The sequence below is a fragment of the Microaerobacter geothermalis genome (assembly GCF_021608135.1).
GTDB classification, from domain to species: Bacteria; Bacillota; Bacilli; order DSM-22679; family DSM-22679; genus Microaerobacter; species Microaerobacter geothermalis.
Genome location: NZ_JAKIHL010000049.1, coordinates 1 through 20,456 on the forward strand (window position 1 = coordinate 1; position 20,456 = coordinate 20,456).

Consider the following 20,456-nt stretch of genomic DNA (forward strand, 5'->3'; position numbering starts at 1 on the left):
AACGCTGAAGGAAGAAGAACATCGGAAAGCCGGATGAGGGAAAACCTCACGTCCGGTTTGATGAAGGGGGAACTGAAAAAGTAAAACGGGCTTCCGCCCGCAATGAAATTTCAGTTCTCTACTCTACAAACTTGATAACATCACCTGCACTTCTTATCTAAGTTTTTCTTATTTGACAGATTAGGAAAACATACATATAATGCAAATTGATAATGATTCTCAAATAATTAGAGTGGAGGGAATGTAAATGAGAAAAGGGTTGGTGTTCGTATTAGGCATATTATTTATCGTGTCTATTTTTCCAAATATCGGGTATACATACTCATACGGAAATCCAAATGAGGAAAAGGTGGCTGAGGTATATAAACAAATTGTGGCTGCTCTAAACCAAAATCCTGCTGATTATACTACTGTTCAAACCGTGGTTGATGAAATAAAAGATGAACTAGTAAAAGAGTTTGGTCAGGATGTGATTGATCAGTTGGATTCGGCAATTAAAGAGGAAAGAGATAATGATGTAATTCGGCTCTTTCAAGTGATTTTAGTTAGAAATATTGACCGCCGATTTACAAATTTAACGAAAGCGTTTGATGATTATCCTCAAGCGAAATTATTATTAGCTAAAGCATTTGCTACATATGAAGCACTGTCCCCATTGGTTCAAAAGGATTCTCCGGATTTAGATAAAACTATAAAAAAAGATTTTGAAGATGCTTTAAAAGCATTGGGAAATCCCGGTTTATTCGGTGTCGGTAAACTAGAACCGAATCGACCAGAATTTGATGCAAAAAAAGAAGAAATTTTAACTGTGTTAAAAGATTATTTTAAAACAGACGTAGAATATGGTGAACACGCGGCTGGTGAAGCACCAGTGGATATTGTTTCAAAATCAGTGGGAGGTAAAAATTCTGGTTTTGTGATAATAGGCATAATATTGATTCTTGTGATTGGAATTGTTTGGTTTATTTCATGGCTTGGAAAGAAGAAGTAACCAATGGTTTTGGTTTTAATCATTACCATATCCATTATTTTAAGATTGGCATTGGCAGGAAAGTATGCCGACAGTTGGGATACTGTAGATTTTGCATTGGGGTTATCCAATTTTGATTTGCTTTCCATGCAGCCTCATTTCCCCGGTTATCCCATCTATATGTTTTTTGGAATTTTAATATATCCTTTAATTGGAGATCAGATAGAGACCCTCTCTTTGATCAGTGCTGTATCAGGTGGATTATTGATACTCCCAGTTTTTTATCTGTCAACCAATCTTTTTGGAAAATCAACAGGGTGGATGGCAGCCATTTTAACCGCTGTCCATCCTTTGATCTGGCTTTTGGCCGAGGTTCCAATGTCAGATATGATGGGAATTTTATTCATTTATTTGTACCTATGGTTGATTTCGATATCCCTGAAAATTCCTTTGGCGGATAAAGATCATGAAAAAATATTATTTGCAGGAGCTGCTCTATATGCCTTAGCGATGGGTATCAGAATTTCGTATTTTCCTTATGTTTTTATGTTATTGATACCTCTACTTCGATCAATTATGGACAATCACAAGCCATGGGTTTCATTTTGGCGAGGATTGTTGATTACAGGAATAACGGGAGCAGTATTTGTTAGTCTTTGGTTTGTACCTCTAGCTTTGCATGAAGGAGGAATTATTCCGTTTCTTCAATTAGGACTAAGGTTTACCGAAGGACATTTCACCCAATGGGGGGGAACCATACTCACATCAGGGGATTGGGTTGAAAGGCTTTATAAATTCTTGGTACAGCTTGGATTTAAAGGATGGTTTGGAATCATTACAGATCAACCAATTGCTAAATTTATCCTTTTAGCGATATTTATTCTTGGTCTAGTGATTACATTTATAAAGTGGAAGAATAGAAGACAAAGAGAAAATAATACGTGGGCATATTTTTTTCTCTTCCTTTCAGTTATTCCGTATTTTATTTGGATTATGGTGGGACAAAATGTTGATAAAATCAGGCACATTGTAATTTTATCTCCTGTATTTATGATTCTTCTTGCAAAGTTTATCGCAATTTTAAGGGATATTCCCCAAAAAATTTGGTTGGCCATCTTTGCCGTATTTTTCTTCGTACAGGGATTATCATTATCATATGAATACAGAACGACAATTCCTCCAATGGTTCAGTTGGCAGATTATTTGAACCAGCGTTATGTTAAACAAAATATGCTTATATTTACTTGGGAAGAAGAAAGAGTCATTGATTTCTATTTCCCTGAAATAAAAACAGAGAAAGTTCAAAGTGTATCTTATTTTAAACAAACTGTCCTAAATTATGGGAAACAGGAAGAATTGCTTGTTACAAATTCGGTGTTAAATGGATTCAAGGAACAAGGATACGACTTATATCCGTTGTTTAATGAGGTTGCTGTATTTCAGGGAAATTCTTTGTTATATCCTAACTACAATCAAATTGTATTGTATGAAGCTAAACCGGAGTTATATCAATGGTTAAACATGAAATGAAAGGTAAACATGAGATTGGGAAGGCTTAGGTGTTGTATATGAATGTACTGGTGACGGGAGGTGCTGGTTTTATAGGATCAAACCTCTGTGAATGCCTCATTCTTCAACCAGATGTAAAAAAATTGATGGTTGTAGATGTTTTGGATGAATACTATGACATAGAAATAAAAAAGAAAAATTTAAAACCTCTGTTAAGGTCGGAGAAGGTTCATTTTTATCAGGAAGACATATTAAATGAGAACAGAATGGAAGAACTACTGAAAGAAAATGAAGTGGATACGATTGTTCATTTGGCAGCTGTGCCAGGTGTTAGAAATTCTATAGATAAACCATCATTTTATGTGGATGTGGATGTGAAAGGAACCGTTTCAATTTTGCAGGCGGCTAAAAAATCAGGATGCACACGCTTGATTTTTGCATCTTCTTCATCTGTTTATGGCCATCAACTATTGGACAGGCCGCATCATGAGGAACAAACAGATCCAAAGCCCCTATCTCCTTATGGAGCTGCAAAATATGCCGGAGAAGTATTTTGTGAAACCTTCCACAGGCTTTATCAGATGAATATCACTGTTCTTCGTTTTTTTACGGTATACGGACCAAGGCAGCGGCCTGACATGGCTCTCTTTTCCTTTGCCAAATCAATCATGGAAAATAGGGAGATCCAAATCTATGGGAATCAAACAGCCCGTGATTATACTTATATCTCTGATATTGTGGAAGGCATCCTTCTTTCCCTTAAGCGGATGAATGGATTTCAAGTATATAATTTATGTTCCGGTAGAACCGTAACGGTTGGTAAGATGGTAGAATCCCTTGAGCATGCTTTGGGAAGAAAAGCAAAAAAAATTGAAATCACCCGGCCTTTGGGAGATGTCAGGTTTACATGGGGTGATTATGGCTTGGCCAACAAAATGTTGGGTTATAAACCAAGAGTTAGTTGGGAGGAAGGAGTAACCCGCTTTGCAACATGGTTTTTACAGGAGTTGGATGTTCATTCATAAAAAATGGCTATGGCGGGGAATTGGGTTATTTTTGCTTATTTGGTCAGTTTATATTATTTATGTCAATTTTTCCGTTGAACAATGGCAATCTCTTTGGAAGGGTGTATTTCAGCATCCTGCCTTACTTGTCTTTCTATTTATTCCCTATACGATTTCCTTCATGTTGCGGGGACTGGGTTGGCAGGTTCTTCTGAAAAACAGGGTTTCAAATAGAAAGTTGCTGAAAATCATTTATGTAACCCTTCTTTTTAATCATCTTCTTCCCTTTAAAGGAGGAGATTTGATTCGAATTTATCTGGTTAGGTCCCATGGAGTTTCGTGGAAAGAAGGAGCTTGGAGCGTATTGTTATCAAGGATTTTGGATATCATTTCTCTTCTTTTTCTTATTGTATTCTTGTTTTGGCCTATTCCTGGAATGATAGTGGGAACGCTCCTGATTATTTTCTTTAATATTTTTAAAGGACGGAATCAATATACGAGATCTTTTCTTTATATCTTTCCCAGTTGGGTCATGGAAGGAGTAATCTTATGGTCTGTAGCCCAAATTCTTATGCCGGTGTCTTTTCCAACCGCAGCAATGGTGAACAGTATTACAATCCTAGGACAAACCTTTTCCGTTACACCGGGTGGATTGGGTACCTATGAAGGAATCATGTCCTATTTCTTGTTCAAGCAGGGAATTCCATTGGAAACAGGAATTCAAATAGCTATATTTACCCATGCATTTAAATTTGTTTATTCCTATCTTTTTGGACTACCAGCCCTTTTGATGATGAAAGAAGGGATTGGTTTTTTGTGGAAGGAAGCAAAAAAACGACAGGAGTTGGAGAAATCGTGAAAAAGGCGTCAAATTTTGAAATCGTGGCAGCCAGGCTTTGGAACGTATTGAATGAAGGGAAAACATTTACCCCTGTCTTTGTTATAGGTGTTTATTTGATGTACCATATTTCGGATTGGGATGTGCGATCCTTTTGGGTAGATGGTATAACTGCTCTTTTTGCTGTTCTTCCTTTGTTTGCTGTTTATTATGTTTATGATTTTCCCATTCACTTAAGGTATTTCTTATGGTTTCCTTTAGCCATTTCCTTTGTTCTTTTTGGAGTCATCCCTTTTTCTCTTCTCCTCTTTTCTATGGGTCTATATTTTTTCTTTACTGTTATTTTTTGGGGGACGATCTATTATCACTTAAGAATTGGAACGACACTGTGGAATTTCACCCGATTTTGGAAATTGGTTTTAAAAAATAGCGATTCAACCAGCGGGAATGCTCAGGAACAGATTCCAAAGTTTTTATTGCTATTAACTGTTTTGGAGGGTATATATCTTCAAATTTCCACCCAAGGGGGAATGGAGTGGACCAATCTTCTTTTATTCACCGGAGGAATTTGGATCTATTCTTTCCTTATCCATTATTTATTGTTTCGGTGGAAACCTGAAGAAATCGATTCGTACACTCATCATCCAGATGTTACTCACCCCATAGCAAAAAAAGTAGTGATGGTCATTATCGATGGGTGCAGAAAAGACAGGTTGGCGGAGGCAAATACCCCTTTTATCGATTGGTTAACAGAAAATGGCACGGAATATACCCAGATGGAAACCGTTTACCCGGCAAGAACGGTCGTTTGTTTTTCTTCCATGTTTACTGGAACTTATCCCAGGGAACATGGAATTAAAAGTAATATGGTGTGGCGTTTAGGTGTACGATGCGAAAGTATTTTTGACAGCTTAAGCAAAGTGGGTAAGAAGGGGCGCCTTTTGGGAATTGCCCACCTGATTGATGCTTTTGGAAATGATGTGGATAGTGTCACTGCGGTGATGAAAAATGATGAGGCTGATAGACATATTATGAATCGGGCAAAGATGATCATGGAGGAAAGCAATCCAGATCTCTTGATTGTTCAATTAATAGCTACGGACCAAACGGGACATAGCAGAGGAGCCCTGTATGGAGAATATCGAGAGAAGATTGAAGAAGCCGATCTCCTCATTAAGGAATTTTATCAATGGCTGAATCAAAGGGGAGATTTGGAGGGAGCAGTCTTTATCGTGGCAGCGGACCACGGACAATCGGATGGAATTGGAGGCCATGGTCACTTGGATGAAGGGGAACGTTTTGTTCCATTTATTATCCATGGACCGATGATTGAACGAGGAAAAAAGATAATGGATAAGAGATCCCTTGTGTCCGTGGCTCCTACCCTTGCCTATTTGCTGGGGGCACCATACCCAAATAAATCAAGGGGGTCTGTTCTTATTGAAGCAATCAGAGGGGAAATTAAAAATTATGGGGGAGGAGAAACAGCATGAAAAAATGCATCGTCGTCATTCCAGCGCACAATGAAGAAAAAACCATTGGAAAAGTCATACAAAAAATTCCTCGTGATATGGGTCCTAATTGGGAGATAAGGGTACTGGTTGTGAATGATGGAAGCACAGATGGAACAGTTGTAACAGCCAAAGAGTCTGGTGCCGATTACTTTCTTCATTTTGAAACAAATAAAGGACTTGGAGCAGCCATTAGGGAAGGATTAAGGGAAGCGTATAAACTTGGAGCAAACATTGGTGTGATGATTGATGCCGATGATGAATACCCTGCCGATGAAATCCCGAAGGTGATTCAGCCTATTCTTAATGGCGAAGCTGATTATGTGATGGGTTCACGTTTTAAAGGAACCATTAGGGGAATGAAGTGGTACAGAAGATGGGGGAACTATTTCTTTACAGGGATTCAGTCTCTTTTGCTTCGGCAATGGATATATGACGGGCAGTCGGGATTTCGGGCATTTTCAAGGGCAGCTTTGGCAGATGTGGAAATTTGCCACGATTATAACTATGCACAGGTGATGACTTTAAATTTAGTCAGAAAAGGCTATCGGATGGTAGAGGTCCCTATTTCATATAAGGTAAGGGAACATGGAGAATCGTTTATTCGCTTTTTTCCCTATGTATCAAAAGTATTTCCGGCAATGATGATGGAGATGAGAAGACCTGTTAGGGAAAAACGAGTTTACATGGAGCATAAAGAAAAAAGATATCCAATTTCCAAGTAAGATAAAGGAATATGTAGATTTAAACTCACCTCTGGTATAAAGCTGATTATAATGGTTAATAATGGTATACATATTTATTGAGGGGTGAGGTTCCTAATGGAGCAGGAAATGCGTTATTGTATCGTATGTGGAATGCGTAAAGACACAGGAATTTCTATATGGGGAGAATTCATCTGTATAGCATGTGAGCATGAAATTATTGATACCGATGTTTACGATGAAAAATACCCGTTTTTTATTGAACAAATGAGAAGAATCTGGCTCAAAAATCATGCATGATAGGCAGAGACAAAGTGAAAAGTCTCTGTTTTTTCTTTTTTCCCTATGAATCAAATGGTGGTTTTCATATAATCAAATTAGGAACAGGTTTTAACGATTAAGGAAAGGATGCTTTTGATTGGAGAGGAAATGTAAACATAACTCAGCTCCCCTTTTTGAAGCATTGGTCAAGCATTGGGAGCAGAATCCCATTAGCCTTCATGTACCTGGACATAAACATGGTCGTTTTTTTTCATCAGAAGGGAAAAAATGGTTTTCCTCCATCTTATCCCTTGATGCAACAGAGTTAAACGATTTAGATGATTTGCATCATCCGGAAGGGCCTATATTTCAGGCTCAGGAATTGGCGGCGGATGCGTTTAAAGCAGATGAAAGCCATTTTCTTGTGGGAGGGAGTACGGTTGGAAACATTGCTCTTCTTCTTTCCGTTTGCGGACAAGGCGACAAAATCATCATACAGAGGAATGCTCATAAATCAGTATTTCATGCCATTTTACTATCCCGTGCCCAGCCTGTTTATATCCGTCCGCAAATAGAAGCAGATTGGGGAATAGCAACGTCCATTCTTGTGGAGGATTTGAAGAAGCTGTTAGAGGAACATAAGGATGTGAGGGCCGTATTTCTTACAAATCCCAATTATTATGGAATGGGTATATTCTTGGATAAGGTTGCTGAAGTGGTTCACTCCTATGGTATTCCTCTATTGGTGGATGAAGCCCATGGAGCCCATTTTGGATTTGCCAAAGAATTACCGCCCCGGGGAATTGAATCAGGGGCAGATGGAGTGGTGCAATCCACCCATAAAATGCTTTCAGCAATGACGATGGGAGCGATGCTTCATATAAAAGGAAACCGCATAAATAGGGATCTAGTAAAGGAATGGTTAACTATTTTGCAATCAAGCAGTCCCTCTTTTCCTATTATGGCCTCATTGGATTTGGCAAGAAAGGAAGCCGTCCAAATGGGCGAAGAGGGATTTTGTAAAGCTGTTGGATATGCTGATCATTTAAGGAGCTTTTTAAACCAATGGAATGAATGGTTTTATATTCCGTCTCCAAATGAAAAAAGAAAAACCTATGATTATATCGATCCTTTAAAAATCACGATTGTATTAAAAAGGGGAATCACTGGTTTTCAACTTCAAAGAAGGCTGGAAGAACTGGGTATTTATGTGGAATTAGCGGATGTCCATCTTCTTTTAATGGTGTTGTCCCCTGGTATACAGGAAGCTGAAATGGATCGCATATGTAAAATTTTTAATAAGATCATGGATCAAATTGAACAGGAAAAGGGTAAATGGTTCCATTCCTTTCATTTCCCCTCCCAAACTTTTTTTTCAGGTAATCCGGTAATTCCCCCTTATAAAGTGAAAACAAGTCCTGTTAAAAGTGTGCCGTTAACGGAAGCAATAGGAAAGATTGCTGGAGAAATGGTTATTCCATATCCTCCGGGAGTTCCTGTGATTACCCTTGGCGAAATCATTGAAAGGGATGTTGTAGAGCATATCATGAAACTTAGAGAACAGGGGATGCGCTTTCAAGGAATATCTGACCCTCATGTTAAGAACATTCGTGTATTAATATAAAGATGTATTGGAGGAATGATGATTTGAATCATCCAGGAATATTTATTACTTTTGAAGGCCCCGATGGTGCAGGAAAAACAACACAAATTGAAAGAATCGGTAAAAAACTAGAAGAAAAGGGATTTAAAGTTGTTACGACCAGGGAACCAGGGGGTACCATGATTAGCAATGAGATAAGAAGAATTCTTCTCTCTCCATCTTTTCAGGAAATGGTGAAGGAGACAGAAGTATTGCTATATGCTGCCTCAAGGGCTCAACATGTCATGGAATTTATCATCCCCCACATTGAAAAAGGGTATATCGTATTATGTGACCGGTTTGTTGATGCCAGCATTGCTTATCAGGGATATGGGTTACAGATACCTTTGGAGACTATTCAACTAATTAATCAGTTTGCCACGAACCGGTTTAAACCCCATCGAACTTATCTCATAGATGTACCCATAGAAATCGGGAAGCATCGACTACTGCAACGGTCTGGTGATCATAATCTTGATCGGATTGAACAGAAGAATCACGAATATCACCAAAGGGTGAGGGATGGTTTTTATGCTTTAGCAAAAAAAGAAAAGGAACGGATTAAGCTGGTGAACGGTACGTTATCCCAGGATAAGGTTTATCAATTGATTTATGATGACCTAATCTCATATATCAATAAACGACTGGGGGGATTAGAATGAAATTAATTATTGCAGTGATACAGGATAAGGATAGCGGACGTCTCTCTTCCGCTTTGGTGGAAAATGGATTTCGGGCAACAAAGTTAGCTAGCACAGGCGGTTTTCTTAAGGCGGGAAATACTACTTTTCTCATTGGAGTGGATGATGACCGGGTGGAAGATGTGTTGACGATTATAAAGGCAAACTGTAAAGCCAGAGAAAAGTTGGTTTCTCCTGTTTCCTCCTTCGGGGGAAATGTGGAATCATATATTCCTTATCCTGTGGAAGTTCAGGTTGGTGGGGCCACGGTATTTATATTACCTATTGAGCAGTTTGCTCAATTTTAGGGTGTGATGATCCATGAAAATCGGTGATGGAATCCGATCCATTACAGAATCATTGATTGGACCAGAAGGAAAAAAAGCAGGTACGCAGAAAAGTTCCTTTATTCATGAACTAAATCAGCAGAAGGAACACATGGAAAGAGCCGGGTTGGATCAATTGTTAAAGAATATTGAAAGTCAGGGGAAGATTTTGGCCAATAGCAGAACAGTAAAAGATCTGATGATATATAAAAGCTTGGTTAAAAAATTTGTAAAAGATGCCGTAAACTCCGGATTATTCCTTAAAAAAGAACAGGGTTGGGACCTTCGGGGCAGGGGGAAGATGTTTACAACCATTAAGAAGATAGATGAACAACTTCTTCAACTGACCGAGGAAGTGTTGGCCAAGGAGAAAAAAGGAATTGATTTATTGGAACGAATTGGCGATATTAAGGGTTTGCTGCTTAATTTATATATTTGATAAGGATGATGACATGTGTCTTGGGATAAGATTCAAGGGCAAAATCGGGCAGTTTCAATGTTGCAGCGCAGTTTAAAAAATAAAAGAATTACCCATGCTTATTTATTCACCGGTGCCCGGGGCACAGGAAAAAGAAAAATTGCAATAGAATTAGCAAAAGCTTTGTTTTGTGAGAATGATTCATTAAACCCCTGTGATCAATGCAGAAATTGCAGAAGGATAGAAAATGGAAATCATCCTGATGTTTTTGAGGTAGTACCAGAGGGGAGGTCCCTTAAAATTGAACAAATGAGGGAGCTGCAGAGGAAATCTTCCTATCGGAGTACAGAATCCCAAAGGAAAATTTATATCATTCATCAAGCGGAATTCTTGACCCTTCAGGCAGCTAACAGTTTGCTTAAGTTCTTGGAGGAACCGACTTCCGGTGTTGTAGCAGTACTCCTTAGTGAAAACGAACATGCAATCTTACCTACGATTCGATCCCGTTGCCAGATCGTTACCTTTTCTACCCCATCACCGAAGTTATTGGCCGGATATCTCATGGATGAAGGATTCCATCCAGAATTGGCCCGACTTTCTGCCCATATTACGGCAGATTTGGATGAAGCCAGACAATTATGCCAATCAGAATTATTTGCACGGTTGAAGAACCTAGTGATACAATTGTCAGAAGAGATTCTTTTTAGGCCCAACCAAGCCTTTTTTACGATACAGCAACAATTTTCCGTCAATGATGAGTTTAAGGAGAATCTGCAATTATTTTTGGATATTTTTTTGTTATGGTGGCGGGATTTAATATTTATGAAAATTAACCATGCAGAAGGTCCGTCTATATTTGTAGAACAACAAGAATCTATTAAAAGACAAGGAAGTAAAATGGAGATAGATGATGGGATCAACGGGATGGAGAAAATACTGGAAGCAAAAAAGAAACTCTCATCCTATGCAAATCCTCAACTTATTCTGGAACAAGTGGTTATTCATCTAAGGAGTGATCGCATTGTATCAAGTAGTAGGAGTCCGCTTTAAAAAAGCGGGTAAGATCTATTATTTTGATCCGGGAGACTGGCCGGTTGAAAAGGATCAGCATGTGATTGTTGAAACGACAAGGGGAATTGAATACGGAAAGATCGTGATTGGTAAGAAGGAAGTTTCAGAGGATGACGTGGTTCTCCCTCTTAAAAAGGTGATGCGAATTGCAACAGAAGAGGATGCGTCACTGGTTATGCAAAATAAAGAAGAAGCCAAGGAAGCTTTTCAGATTTGCATGAAAAAGATTGAGGAACATCAGCTTGATATGAAGCTTGTTGATGTAGAGTATACTTTTGACCGGAATAAAATTATCTTTTATTTTACTGCCGATGGCCGGGTTGATTTTCGCGAATTGGTCAAGGATTTGGCAGCGGTGTTTAGAACCCGTATCGAATTAAGGCAGATTGGGGTAAGGGATGAGGCCAAAATGCTGGGAGGAATAGGTCCCTGTGGACGAATTCTCTGTTGTTCAAGCTTTCTGGGGGATTTTGAACCCGTTTCTATCAAAATGGCCAAAGATCAAAACCTCTCTCTAAACCCGACGAAAATTTCCGGTCTTTGCGGACGTTTGATGTGTTGTCTGAAATATGAAAGTGAAAATTATGAAAGTGCCAGAGAAGTTTTACCGGATATTGGACAGAAGGTGTTTACGCCAAAAGGTGAGGGGAAAGTGATCGGATTAAATATTTTAGAGCGGTTGGTTCAAGTTGAATTCATGGACGATCAAAAAATGATTGAATTTCCATTAGAAGATGTTGTAACTATGGACTAACTGTGAAATTGGGGTGGAGCTTGTGGATAAAAGCGACATATATACACAGGTAGCCGAAATGGAGGAGCAGTTGGGTAGACTTTACCGGGAAGTGAAGATATTAAAACAGCATGTGGTTGCGTTATTGGAAGAAAACAAAAGTCTATCCCTGGAGAACCAGAATTTGCGTGATATGATGGCGAATAAGGAGCAGGAAAATCAGAAAAAAGAAGAAAACGGGCAGAGAAATCATGTGGTAGGGGAAGGCTATGATAATCTGGCCCGGCTTTATTATGAAGGATTTCATATTTGCCATGTTCACTATGGAAGTTTGAGGACTGAGGGCGACTGTCTTTTCTGTCTGTCATTTCTAAATAAGTAAATGGGTCCATAGGGACCCTTTTTTATCTGTAGATGTGGGAAATTACTTTAGCACGAACTCGAAGGCTGTCCTTAGTGAATTCTTTAATTTCGTTTGTATACTTATTCACAATTGGAGGAAATATGGCCGATCAACTAACCCTATACGAGGATGAGCGAATTGACGATTTGTTAACAAATGATCTTAAGATTATTCAAAGCAAAAATGTTTTTTGTTTTTCCATGGATGCGGTTTTGCTTTCTCATTTTGTTTCTGTTCCGGTTAAAGGAAAAATTGTTGATTTATGCTCCGGTAATGGAGTGATTCCCCTTTTGTTAAGCACCAGAACAAAGGCCCAGATCACCGGGGTTGAGCTTCAACCACGAATTGTGGATATGGCATTGCGAAGTATTGCCATGAATCATTTAGACCAGCAGATTCATATGATACATGGGGACATAAAGGAAGCCCATCTGTTTTTGGAACAGGGGGGATATGATGTCGTTACCTGCAACCCTCCCTATCTATCCAAAGGAACAGGGGATCAGAATGTAAACTCCCATCTTGCCATTGCCAGACATGAAATTTATTGCAATTTGGAGGAAGTGATCATTGCTTGCAGCAAACTGGTGAAATCAGGAGGGAAGGTAGCATTGGTCCATCGACCTTCCCGCATGGTTGACTTGCTGTATTTTATGAGAAAATATCGGATAGAACCGAAAAGAATTCGATTTGTTCATCCCAGAATAGATGAGGCTGCCAATATGATTTTGGTTGAAGGGATCAAGGATGGAGGAGTGGAGGTCAGACTTCTTCCGCCGATGGTGGTATATGAGGAGAATGGAGAATACACAAGCGAGTTAATGAAAATATATTACGGAGGATAATCATGTTTATTCAGAGAAGCTATCAAGCCCTTGATGGAAAAGGAGTTTTATATCTTGTGTCCACTCCCATTGGCAATCTCGATGATATGACCTATCGGGCCGTACAGGTGTTGCGGGAAGCGGATATGATTGCTGCTGAAGACACAAGACAAACCCTGAAGCTTTTGAATCACTTTGCCATTGACAAGCCTCTTTCCAGCTACCATGAACATAATAAAAGACAAAAGGGGTCCCAGTTCATTCAATACCTGCGTGAAGGGAAAATAATCGCACTGGTCTCAGATGCTGGAATGCCTGCAATATCGGATCCAGGAGCAGATTTGGTGGTCCAATGTCTAGAAGAAGGGTTTCATGTCATTCCCGTTCCAGGAGCCAATGCAGCCCTCACCGGATTGATTGCCTCCGGATTATCCACCCAATCCTTTGCATTTTTTGGTTTCCCTCCTCGCCATGAAAAAGAAAAAGTTCAGTTTTTTGAAGGGCTTAAAGAATATCCTATGACATTAATATTTTATGAAGGTCCCCATCGAATCAAAAAAACTTTACAAACCATGAGAAAAGTATTTGGTTCCAGGAAAATCTCCATATGCCGGGAATTAACCAAAAAATATGAAGAGTTTATTCGCGGCAATTTGGAAGAATTGGATCAATGGTTTCTAGATGGAGAGCACCGGGGGGAATTTACCATTATATTAGAGGGGTATCCGTCAATTCATCGATTGAATCCATCGGTTTCATCTGGATCTCAGTCTGAAGATTGGTGGATTGGTTTATCCGTACATGATCATGTCAATCATTATATTCAGCAAGGGCTTCGAAAAAATGAGGCCATTAAACAAACGGCTTTGGACCGGGGCCTTCCGAAAAGAGAAGTGTACAACCATTTTCATCAAATGGATCATATTATCCCCCGGTAAAATGAATTCATCCCCCTGGTAACAAACAGGGGGATGATTGGAAGTTGGCTGTAAGAATAGCAGCTTATTTCACAGGTTCTGGGATCTCAGCCAAACAGTCGGAGCAGACTACCTTGCCTTTAAAATGGGTGACCTTATCTGCGTTTCCACAGAAGATGCAGGCTGGTTCATACTTCTTTAAGATAATACGTTCCCCATCCACATAAATTTCAAGGGCATCTTTTTCCCCAATTCCTAAGGTTCTCCTTAATTCAATGGGGATCACCACTCTTCCTAGCTCGTCCACTTTGCGAACAATCCCGGTTGATTTCATCATTTTACATCCATCTCCTCTCAAGATCATCATTTTTAACATATGATTACAAATGTCGTCAAAATTCGACAAATTTTTCTCATTCTCATAATACCAACCTTTCCCATTCTAGTCAATACTTTTCTAAGTCTCCAATAAGTTAGGGTGATTTTTTCCTTCCCTTGACAGAGACCGATGAATTATGTATATTTTTGGCTAAGATATTCAAACAATATGATAAACGAATCGATGAAGGGAAGAGTAGTCTTTGACCCTTATTGCAGAGAGCCGGTGGAAGCTGAAAGCCGGTATAAGTGGGATAAGATGAAGATGGTCCCAGAGAATTGCCTTCGAATTTCTTTCAATAAGGAGTTTGAAAACGGGATTGATTGAATTTAGGAGGGAACGTAACCCTGCGTTACAGGGGCAGTCTTTTGCTGGCAGAGCCTGTTATTGTAAGATAACAGGGAATTTGGGTGGTACCACGTGGGAATATTCCCTCGTCCCAATATGGGACGGGGGATTTTTATATATGGTTGGAACTAAAAGAATTTAGTTCCGCTTCTGTGGTATAAGTGACACATTTTGAAAAAATGAGAGCTTAAAAGGAAAGGAGAATGATTGTGAGTAAACGGACATTTTATATTACAACCCCTATCTATTATCCAAGCAATACACTGCATATCGGAAATGCCTATACAACCATAGCCTGTGATGCCATGGCACGGTATAAGAGGTTAAGAGGATTTGATGTTTTTTATCTGACAGGGACCGATGAACATGGGCAAAAATTGCAAAGAAGAGCTGCTATGGAAGGAAAAGATCCATTGGAATTTATTGATCCGGTGGTGGATTGGATCAAGGATCTTTGGAACAAGTTGGATATTTCCTATGATGATTTTATCAGAACCACGGAAGAAAGGCATAAAATTCCCGTTCAGAAGATTTTCCAAAAGCTCCTTGATCAGGGAGACATCTACTTGGGAGAATATGAAGGGTATTATTGTGTCGATTGTGAGGCATTTTGGACTGAAAGGCAGGCAAAAAAGGGAGAAAGATTTGTATGCCCTGATTGTGAAAGGGATGTAAACTTGGTAAAAGAGAAAAGCTATTTCTTCAAGATGTCTAAATATCAGGACAGGCTTCTAAAACATATTGAAAGTCACCCTGATTTTATCCAGCCTGAATCGAGACGAAATGAAATGGTCAACAATTTTTTGAAGCCAGGTTTGGAAGATTTATGTGTATCCCGTACGACTTTTGAATGGGGAATCAAGGTTCCCAATGATCCTGATCATGTGATTTATGTATGGATAGATGCTTTAGCCAACTATATTACCGCCCTTGGTTATATGTCAGATGATAACAGTAAATTTAAAAAATATTGGCCTGCTGATGTTCATATGATTGGAAAGGATATTCTTCGATTCCATACGATTTATTGGCCTATTATTCTGATGGCATTGGATTTGCCACTGCCGAAAAAGGTATTTGGTCATGGATGGCTGCTTATGCCGGACGGAAAAATGTCAAAATCAAAGGGAAATGTGATCGATCCCAAATTCTTGATTGACCGATACGGGTCAGACAGCATTCGCTATTTTCTATTAAGGGAAATTCCCTTTGGACAAGACGGAGTATTTACTCCGGAAGCCTTCATTCAGAGGTTAAATTATGACCTGGCCAATGATTTAGGTAATTTAATCAGCAGAACCTTTGCCATGGTCGAAAAGTATTTTGAAGGGATCATCCCAAAGCCCAGCCAGAGGGGAGAATATGATGATTCCCTTATCCAAATGGCGGTGGAGACTGCAGCCAAAGTAGAGGAATACATGGATCAAATGGTATTTGGTTCCGCATTGTCCCATCTTTGGCAATTTATCAGCAGATGCAATAAATACATTGATGAAACGATGCCTTGGGTATTGGCCAAAGATGAGAAAAATCGTGACCGTTTAGGGACCGTCTTATATCACTTGGCTGAAGGAATTCGCATTATTTCCATTCTCCTGCAGCCCTTCATGACAAAAGCTCCAAGGAAAATTTGGAGTCAGCTGGGGATAGAGAACCTGGCCGAAATCACCCGGTGGGATTCTGCTCGCCAATGGGGTTTGCTCCCGGCAGGAAATAAAATGATCAGAGGCGAGGCCCTTTTCCCGCGATTGGATGTAGAAGAGGAAATGAAGGTGATTGACGCTTCAACGGCTGAGGCCAGAAAGAGAGCGGAGGAGAACAAAAAAAAGAAAGAGGCTTTGGAAAAAAAAGAAATGAAATCACAAATTAATATTGACGATTTTTCAAAGGTAGAATTAAGGGTGGCCCAAGTATTACAGGCTGAACCGGTACCTAAAACAGATAAATTATTGAAGCTTCAACTGGATTTAGGTTACGAAAAAAGGCAAGTGGTATCAGGGATTGCAAAGTTTTATAAACCGGAAGAATTGCTAGGTAAAAAGGTTGTTTGTGTCACCAATTTGAAACCTGTGGTTTTAAGAGGGGTAGACTCAAACGGAATGATTCTAGCTGCCAGTGAAGGGGATCAATTAACCCTGGTTACCGTACCTAATTCCATGCCAAATGGAGCCATAGTAAAGTAGAATAGAAAGGATGAACAGATATTGCTATTTGATACTCATGCCCATTTAAATGACGAGAAATTTAACGACGATCGGGATGAGGTGATTCAAAGGGCCCTTGATAATGGAGTTCGTTATATTGTGAATATCGGATATAACCGGGAGACCATTCCTTCCTGCTTGGAATTGGCTGAAACCTTTCCATTTATCTATGCCGCACTGGGGTGGCATCCGACGGAAGCAAAAGAAATGAATGAAGAAGATCTTGATTGGTTACGAAATTTGATGACTCATGATAAAGTGGTTGCTGTTGGGGAGATTGGTCTCGATTATTATTGGGACTACTCCCCTCAAGATATCCAAAAAGAAGTCTTTAGGAAGCAAATTGCTTTAGCAAAGGAAGTAAAAAAGCCAATTGTAATTCACAACCGGGATGCCCATCAGGATATCGTTGATATCTTGAAGGAAGAAAAAGCATATGAAGTGGGGGGAATTATGCACTGCTTCTCGGGAAGCTGGGAAATTGCCAAAATGTGCATGGATATGAATTTTTACATTTCTTTCGGCGGTCCGATCACATTTAAAAATGCGAGAAAACTGAAAGAAGTGGTAAAAGAAATTCCCTTGGACCGGCTTTTGATAGAAACAGACTGTCCGTATCTAACTCCGGAACCTTATCGGGGAAAAAGAAATGAAACTGCTTATGTCAAGTATGTGGCGGAAGGGATGGCACAATTAAAGGGTGTTGAATATGAGGAGTTGGCTAAGGTAACCATGGAAAATGCAAAAAAAATATTTCATATCAGGTGAAGCATGATCAAAGAAGTGATTGTTGTTGAAGGAAAAAATGACACCATTGCGGTAACAAGGGCTGTTGAAGCCGATACGATAGAAACTGGCGGTTTAGCCATAACAGAAGAACTGATACAGAAGCTGAAGTTGGTTCAGGAAAGAAGGGGAATCATCATATTCACCGACCCCGATTATGCGGGGGAGAGAATTCGCCGTGTACTGAGCGAGAGGGTTGAAGGATGTAAGCATGCCTTCCTCCCAAGGATTGAAGCATTAGAAAATGGGGATATTGGAGTTGAAAATGCTTCTCCCGAAGCGATTAAGGAAGCTTTGCTAAAGGTGCGGACAGAGGCGGATGATAGGTTTAAGTCTCCGATTACTTGGGATGAGATGGTTTCATTTGGGTTGACGGGCGGTAAAGGCTCAAAGGAAATGCGAATGGTTTTGGGGGATAAGCTGGGGATCGGGTATGGAAATGGACAGCAATTTTTTAAGCGATTAAGGGTTTTTGGCATCTCAAGGGATGAATTTTTATCAGCCTATACGTCGGCAGCGGAGGAAAGAAAATGAAGGAGATTGCAACGCCCAGCCGGACCACTGAGATTTTGAAAAAGTATGGCTTTCAATTTAAAAAAAGCTTGGGTCAGAATTTTTTGGTTGACATTAATATATTAAAAAATATTGTGAAAAAAGCAGAATTAACGAAAGATAAAGGGGTTATTGAGATAGGGCCGGGCATTGGGGCTTTAACTGAACAACTGGCTCAGAGCAGTGGAAAAGTACTTGCCTTTGAGTTGGATCAACGGTTAATTGAAATCCTCAAAGATACCCTTCAGCCGTACTCCAATGTGGTGATCATTCATCAGGATATTTTGGCTGCAAATCTTATTCAAGAAATTCACCGATACTTATCTCCATATCAAAAAATCAGTGTGGTTGCCAATCTTCCTTATTATGTGACCACTCCAATTCTGATGAAACTATTACAGGATAGGCTTCCTTTGGAACATATTGTGGTGATGATCCAAAAAGAAGTGGCTGACCGGATGACAGCTAAACCAGGTTCCAAGGACTATGGTTCCCTAAGCATTGCCATCCAGTATTACACGGTTCCTTCTTATGAAATGACCGTACCCAAATCTGTATTTGTTCCCCAGCCCAAAGTGGAGTCTGCGATTATCAAACTTACCCTACGTGAAAAACCGGCTGTTGAGGTAATCGATGAGCCTTTATTTTTTCGGGTCATTAGAGGTTCCTTTGCTCATAGGAGAAAAACCTTAATGAATAACCTGTTAAATAATCTCCATTTAAGGGGACAAAAAGAACAAGTTAAAGCGATTCTTGACTCTTTATCTATTAATGGCGGTAGAAGGGCAGAAACATTATCCATCGATGAATTTGCTGCAATAAGTAACCGTTTTGCTGAACAAAAGATGATAAAATAATCTTGAGCAATGGATAGACGAATCACCCTTCTTTGGGCTCTGGCATACATATGTAGAGCAGGAAGGAGGGTGGTTTTTATGATTCATATCGGGGATATCGTCGCCCGCAAATCCTATGGTCATGATATCTTGTTCAAGGTAGTAGAAATTAACAAGGCAAAAGGAATCGCAGTAATCAAAGGAATTGAATACCGATTATATGCTGATGCTCCCCTTGATGATCTAATCAAAATGGAGTCGGAAGAAATTGCAAAAAAAAAAATGGCAATTCAAAACTGGGAAGAGGAATCAAAACGGCTCATCACTCAGGAGAGGAGGCTGATGCGGGAAAAGCTTGAATGGTTTCAAAGAGAGACGAATCCGGCATCTCCTTCATTCATAGAATTACCAGGTAAAGTCCTTCACTTGGATGGGGATCCTGGTTATTTAAAAAAATGTTTGCAGAGCTACAAAGAGATGAATATTCCAGCTTATGGAGTAAGTGTATCAGAACAGGAAATGCCAATGAGGGTGTTAAAATATTTACAGCAAGAAAAACCTGATATTCTTGTCATCACGGGGCATGACGGTTTTATTAAGGGTAAGAATCGCAATGATATAAATAGCTATTATAATTCCAGATTTTATGTAGATGCAGTGAAACAGGCAAGACAATGGGAGAGAAGCTTTGATCAACTTATTATTTTTGCAGGAGCTTGTCAGTCATACTTTGAAGCAATCATCGATGCGGGAGCCAATTATGCCAGCTCTCCCGAAAGAGTAAATATCCATGCTTTAGATCCTGTTTATGTGATCCAAAAGCCTGCCTTTACCCCCATTGCCCAATCCGTACAGGCAATGGATGTGATAAAAAATTCCCTGACCGGCTTAGATGGAATTGGAGGGATTGAAACCAGGGGTGTATACAGAATAGGAATACCTAATTGGGGAAAAAGTGAAACGGAATGAAATTTGTTCATAAATTGAAAATTTATTAGATGAACGCAATAAAAACACTTCTTTTATGAGAAGTGTTTTTATTTTGGTTCATTGTAAAATCAAATGCAACAAGTCATGCTATTGACTCAGCACAAGTAGAAGTGTATTACACCCATCCCTACACATCGAGCGAAAGAGGAACAAACGAGCGTCACAATGGACTGATCCGTCGATTCATCCCCAAGGGCAAATCAATTGACGACATCGACGAGTCACTTATTGTCTACGTGGAAAACTGGTGCAACACGCTCCCCAGAAAAATATTGGGATATCGATCACCCAATGATATTTACCATGAAGAATTAAAATCGGTCGTTTAAGAATAATTATATGTCAAGCGTCAGTGAAAATGTCATATTAAAACGTCAGTGATTCTGTCACTTTTTTAGATGTTCTTCATCCCTTGAGGGATGCTAGCTTGTATCGCTCATTTCATCAAGGGTAAAGGCAAAGCCCTCGCTGTCGCTCGCCCTTGATTTCATTCACGATACAAGCTATTAGGGCCATTAAGGGATGAAGGATGACCTATCTGTTGTAACAG

Annotated in this window: 22 protein-coding genes, 1 pseudogene and 1 other annotated feature; of the genes and pseudogenes, 22 read left to right on the top strand and 1 reads right to left on the bottom strand. The window is 39.6% G+C overall.

Annotated features, from left to right (window positions below):
• Positions 1 to 247 precede the first annotated feature (247 nt).
• The 16 genes from L1765_RS14355 (at position 248) to rsmI (ending at position 13,832) form a co-directional block, all read left to right on the top strand.
• On the top strand, positions 248 to 991 hold the full coding sequence (locus tag L1765_RS14355; RefSeq protein WP_236408178.1) for a hypothetical protein: 744 nt from the start codon (positions 248 to 250) through the stop codon (positions 989 to 991).
• A gap of 3 nt (positions 992 to 994) precedes the next feature.
• Positions 995 to 2,500: an ArnT family glycosyltransferase gene (locus tag L1765_RS14360; protein WP_236408179.1), complete on the top strand. Its 1,506-nt coding sequence runs from the start codon at positions 995 to 997 to the stop codon at positions 2,498 to 2,500.
• Between the two features lie 38 nt (positions 2,501 to 2,538).
• The gene (locus tag L1765_RS14365; RefSeq protein WP_236408180.1) at positions 2,539 to 3,504 is read left to right on the top strand and encodes a GDP-mannose 4,6-dehydratase; all 966 of its coding nucleotides are present in this window, start codon (positions 2,539 to 2,541) and stop codon (positions 3,502 to 3,504) included.
• The gene (locus tag L1765_RS14370) at positions 3,491 to 4,342 is read left to right on the top strand and encodes a lysylphosphatidylglycerol synthase transmembrane domain-containing protein (RefSeq protein WP_236408181.1); all 852 of its coding nucleotides are present in this window, start codon (positions 3,491 to 3,493) and stop codon (positions 4,340 to 4,342) included. Before L1765_RS14365 ends, L1765_RS14370 begins: the two co-directional genes overlap by 14 nt.
• Positions 4,339 to 5,814 (top strand): alkaline phosphatase family protein, encoded by a 1,476-nt coding sequence (locus L1765_RS14375; RefSeq protein ID WP_236408199.1) that lies wholly within the window; start codon positions 4,339 to 4,341, stop codon positions 5,812 to 5,814. Before L1765_RS14370 ends, L1765_RS14375 begins: the two co-directional genes overlap by 4 nt.
• On the top strand, positions 5,811 to 6,557 hold the full coding sequence (locus tag L1765_RS14380) for a glycosyltransferase family 2 protein (RefSeq protein WP_236408182.1): 747 nt from the start codon (positions 5,811 to 5,813) through the stop codon (positions 6,555 to 6,557). Before L1765_RS14375 ends, L1765_RS14380 begins: the two co-directional genes overlap by 4 nt.
• Before the next feature lie 96 nt (positions 6,558 to 6,653).
• Positions 6,654 to 6,836, top strand: coding sequence for a sigma factor G inhibitor Gin (locus L1765_RS14385; RefSeq protein ID WP_236408183.1), 183 nt, complete (start codon positions 6,654 to 6,656; stop codon positions 6,834 to 6,836).
• Between the two features lie 118 nt (positions 6,837 to 6,954).
• Positions 6,955 to 8,421 (top strand): aminotransferase class I/II-fold pyridoxal phosphate-dependent enzyme, encoded by a 1,467-nt coding sequence (locus tag L1765_RS14390; RefSeq protein ID WP_236408184.1) that lies wholly within the window; start codon positions 6,955 to 6,957, stop codon positions 8,419 to 8,421.
• A gap of 2 nt (positions 8,422 to 8,423) precedes the next feature.
• Positions 8,424 to 9,101, top strand: a complete 678-nt coding sequence (gene tmk, locus L1765_RS14395) for a dTMP kinase (protein ID WP_407942283.1) — start codon at positions 8,424 to 8,426, stop codon at positions 9,099 to 9,101.
• Positions 9,098 to 9,427: a cyclic-di-AMP receptor gene (locus L1765_RS14400; RefSeq protein WP_236408186.1), complete on the top strand. Its 330-nt coding sequence runs from the start codon at positions 9,098 to 9,100 to the stop codon at positions 9,425 to 9,427. The genes tmk and L1765_RS14400 overlap by 4 nt, the downstream gene beginning before the upstream one ends.
• A 13-nt stretch (positions 9,428 to 9,440) precedes the next feature.
• Positions 9,441 to 9,884 carry a YaaR family protein gene (locus L1765_RS14405; protein ID WP_236408187.1) on the top strand — a complete coding sequence of 148 codons (444 nt, stop codon included), beginning with the start codon at positions 9,441 to 9,443 and terminating at the stop codon, positions 9,882 to 9,884.
• 15 nt (positions 9,885 to 9,899) lie between these two features.
• A complete protein-coding gene (gene holB / locus L1765_RS14410; protein ID WP_236408188.1) occupies positions 9,900 to 10,913 on the top strand; it encodes a DNA polymerase III subunit delta' in 1,014 nt (337 codons plus the stop codon).
• Positions 10,885 to 11,688, top strand: coding sequence for a PSP1 domain-containing protein (locus tag L1765_RS14415; RefSeq protein ID WP_236408189.1), 804 nt, complete (start codon positions 10,885 to 10,887; stop codon positions 11,686 to 11,688). The genes holB and L1765_RS14415 overlap by 29 nt, the downstream gene beginning before the upstream one ends.
• A gap of 22 nt (positions 11,689 to 11,710) precedes the next feature.
• Entirely contained in the window at positions 11,711 to 12,049 is a 339-nt protein-coding gene (gene yabA, locus L1765_RS14420; protein WP_236408190.1) for a DNA replication initiation control protein YabA, read from the top strand.
• A gap of 122 nt (positions 12,050 to 12,171) precedes the next feature.
• Positions 12,172 to 12,915: a tRNA1(Val) (adenine(37)-N6)-methyltransferase gene (locus L1765_RS14425; RefSeq protein WP_236408191.1), complete on the top strand. Its 744-nt coding sequence runs from the start codon at positions 12,172 to 12,174 to the stop codon at positions 12,913 to 12,915.
• 2 nt (positions 12,916 to 12,917) lie between these two features.
• Entirely contained in the window at positions 12,918 to 13,832 is a 915-nt protein-coding gene (gene rsmI / locus L1765_RS14430) for a 16S rRNA (cytidine(1402)-2'-O)-methyltransferase (protein ID WP_236408192.1), read from the top strand.
• A gap of 64 nt (positions 13,833 to 13,896) precedes the next feature.
• Here rsmI and L1765_RS14435 read toward each other — a convergent pair whose 3' ends face one another.
• Positions 13,897 to 14,148, bottom strand: coding sequence for an AbrB/MazE/SpoVT family DNA-binding domain-containing protein (locus tag L1765_RS14435; RefSeq protein WP_236408193.1), 252 nt, complete (start codon positions 14,146 to 14,148; stop codon positions 13,897 to 13,899).
• 216 nt (positions 14,149 to 14,364) lie between these two features.
• Positions 14,365 to 14,635, top strand: a binding site (T-box leader).
• Between the two features lie 106 nt (positions 14,636 to 14,741).
• On the opposite strand from L1765_RS14435, the gene metG reads away from it, so the two are divergent.
• The 6 genes and pseudogenes from metG to L1765_RS14465 form a co-directional block, all read left to right on the top strand.
• The gene (gene metG / locus L1765_RS14440; RefSeq protein ID WP_236408194.1) at positions 14,742 to 16,721 is read left to right on the top strand and encodes a methionine--tRNA ligase; all 1,980 of its coding nucleotides are present in this window, start codon (positions 14,742 to 14,744) and stop codon (positions 16,719 to 16,721) included.
• Positions 16,722 to 16,742: 21 nt separating this feature from the next.
• Positions 16,743 to 17,510 carry a TatD family hydrolase gene (locus L1765_RS14445; RefSeq protein ID WP_236408195.1) on the top strand — a complete coding sequence of 256 codons (768 nt, stop codon included), beginning with the start codon at positions 16,743 to 16,745 and terminating at the stop codon, positions 17,508 to 17,510.
• A gap of 3 nt (positions 17,511 to 17,513) precedes the next feature.
• Positions 17,514 to 18,062, top strand: coding sequence for a ribonuclease M5 (rnmV, locus tag L1765_RS14450; protein WP_236408196.1), 549 nt, complete (start codon positions 17,514 to 17,516; stop codon positions 18,060 to 18,062).
• The gene (rsmA, locus tag L1765_RS14455) at positions 18,059 to 18,937 is read left to right on the top strand and encodes a 16S rRNA (adenine(1518)-N(6)/adenine(1519)-N(6))-dimethyltransferase RsmA (RefSeq protein WP_236408197.1); all 879 of its coding nucleotides are present in this window, start codon (positions 18,059 to 18,061) and stop codon (positions 18,935 to 18,937) included. The genes rnmV and rsmA overlap by 4 nt, the downstream gene beginning before the upstream one ends.
• A 78-nt stretch (positions 18,938 to 19,015) precedes the next feature.
• Positions 19,016 to 19,885 (top strand): sporulation peptidase YabG, encoded by an 870-nt coding sequence (yabG, locus tag L1765_RS14460; protein ID WP_236408198.1) that lies wholly within the window; start codon positions 19,016 to 19,018, stop codon positions 19,883 to 19,885.
• Positions 19,886 to 20,016: 131 nt separating this feature from the next.
• Positions 20,017 to 20,235, top strand: a pseudogene (locus L1765_RS14465) (transposase); the annotation flags it as partial.
• Positions 20,236 to 20,456 lie beyond the last annotated feature (221 nt).

Coding starts and splice junctions, on each gene's coding strand:
- rsmI (WP_236408192.1), top strand. CDS start 12,918: ATGTTTATTCAGAGAAGCTATCAAGCCCTTGATGGAAAAGGAGTTTTA.
- L1765_RS14360 (WP_236408179.1), top strand. CDS start 995: ATGGTTTTGGTTTTAATCATTACCATATCCATTATTTTAAGATTGGCA.
- L1765_RS14435 (WP_236408193.1), bottom strand. CDS start 14,148: ATGATGAAATCAACCGGGATTGTTCGCAAAGTGGACGAGCTAGGAAGA.
- rsmA (WP_236408197.1), top strand. CDS start 18,059: ATGAAGGAGATTGCAACGCCCAGCCGGACCACTGAGATTTTGAAAAAG.
- L1765_RS14425 (WP_236408191.1), top strand. CDS start 12,172: ATGGCCGATCAACTAACCCTATACGAGGATGAGCGAATTGACGATTTG.
- metG (WP_236408194.1), top strand. CDS start 14,742: ATGATTGTGAGTAAACGGACATTTTATATTACAACCCCTATCTATTAT.
- L1765_RS14400 (WP_236408186.1), top strand. CDS start 9,098: ATGAAATTAATTATTGCAGTGATACAGGATAAGGATAGCGGACGTCTC.
- L1765_RS14370 (WP_236408181.1), top strand. CDS start 3,491: ATGTTCATTCATAAAAAATGGCTATGGCGGGGAATTGGGTTATTTTTG.
- tmk (WP_407942283.1), top strand. CDS start 8,424: ATGTATTGGAGGAATGATGATTTGAATCATCCAGGAATATTTATTACT.
- L1765_RS14385 (WP_236408183.1), top strand. CDS start 6,654: ATGGAGCAGGAAATGCGTTATTGTATCGTATGTGGAATGCGTAAAGAC.
- L1765_RS14405 (WP_236408187.1), top strand. CDS start 9,441: ATGAAAATCGGTGATGGAATCCGATCCATTACAGAATCATTGATTGGA.
- yabG (WP_236408198.1), top strand. CDS start 19,016: ATGATTCATATCGGGGATATCGTCGCCCGCAAATCCTATGGTCATGAT.
- L1765_RS14380 (WP_236408182.1), top strand. CDS start 5,811: ATGAAAAAATGCATCGTCGTCATTCCAGCGCACAATGAAGAAAAAACC.
- L1765_RS14365 (WP_236408180.1), top strand. CDS start 2,539: ATGAATGTACTGGTGACGGGAGGTGCTGGTTTTATAGGATCAAACCTC.
- L1765_RS14355 (WP_236408178.1), top strand. CDS start 248: ATGAGAAAAGGGTTGGTGTTCGTATTAGGCATATTATTTATCGTGTCT.
- rnmV (WP_236408196.1), top strand. CDS start 17,514: ATGATCAAAGAAGTGATTGTTGTTGAAGGAAAAAATGACACCATTGCG.